At 34.6% G+C, this 888-nt stretch carries 1 protein-coding gene; it reads right to left on the bottom strand.

The annotated features are described in order from the left end of the window. The coding region (locus J5V48_RS09735) for a transposase (protein WP_219938449.1) at positions 1 to 653 on the bottom strand (653 nt) is incomplete at its 3' end. Between the last annotated feature and the right edge of the window lie 235 nt (positions 654 to 888).

Genomic DNA, 888 nt, shown 5'->3' with positions numbered 1-888 from the left:
ATGTTTAAAGCACGTTTGATAATATCAACCACTAAGTCGTTCTTCTTGGTTCTAGCTTGCTCTCTAATTCTATGAGCACAAGTACGTTTATCAACGGTCTTAACATGATTTGAAACGATTAGTTCATCTTTACCTGAGGTTACTAAGGTTGCTGATACTGGAATAAAGGAATTACCATCAGTCCAACCTATTTGTAAGTCAGCAAAGCCTATTACTTGTCTTGCAAATACATGATCAAACAATCTTCCAGCAAGCTCTGTTTTATAAGCCTTTGGTCTTTCTAGCATTGAATCATCAAGTACAAAACACTTAATTCTATCGCTACCTGTAAGAGGCTCTATAAGCTCAATAGCTTCCTTTGAGCAACGCATGAGATGTTTCTCCCAATTGAGAGAATCTCTTTTTAAAAAGCGATAAATCGCATGATCTGAACAAGTAGGAGTTTCTCTTGTTTGATCGTAGTATCTGTATAAGTTCTCATGACCTTTTAGCTTTGAGTACAAGACGGTTGAGATAATATCATCAACAGAAGCACCGTTACGCTTTTTAAAGCCACAGCTTTTTAGATGCTTGAATACACCAAGACGTTGCGATACAGATTGAAAGCTTGTTAGGCAATTGTTTGAAGCTACAGTTTGAGGTATCATATTCATGGTGCAAAATTCCTGTTTTAATTGATGTTTTAGGCGATGGATATTATAACATATTTTGCACCTAACATATTGATTTATAACAATATATTATCTATACAACTAGCCTCTACTTAGCTTAACATTTCTGCTAAATCTTAATCAAAATTGTATTTTTAAAGAGCAACAGCAGTGCTAGACTGCGGTTTTATCAATTTTTATACTTCTAAAGTTCTATTTTTGAACTGCAGAAGTAGAG

It is taken from the genome of Succinivibrio faecicola (assembly GCF_019448115.1).
GTDB lineage: Bacteria > Pseudomonadota > Gammaproteobacteria > Enterobacterales > Succinivibrionaceae > Succinivibrio > Succinivibrio faecicola.
This window is presented reverse-complemented; position numbering and strand designations above follow the sequence as displayed.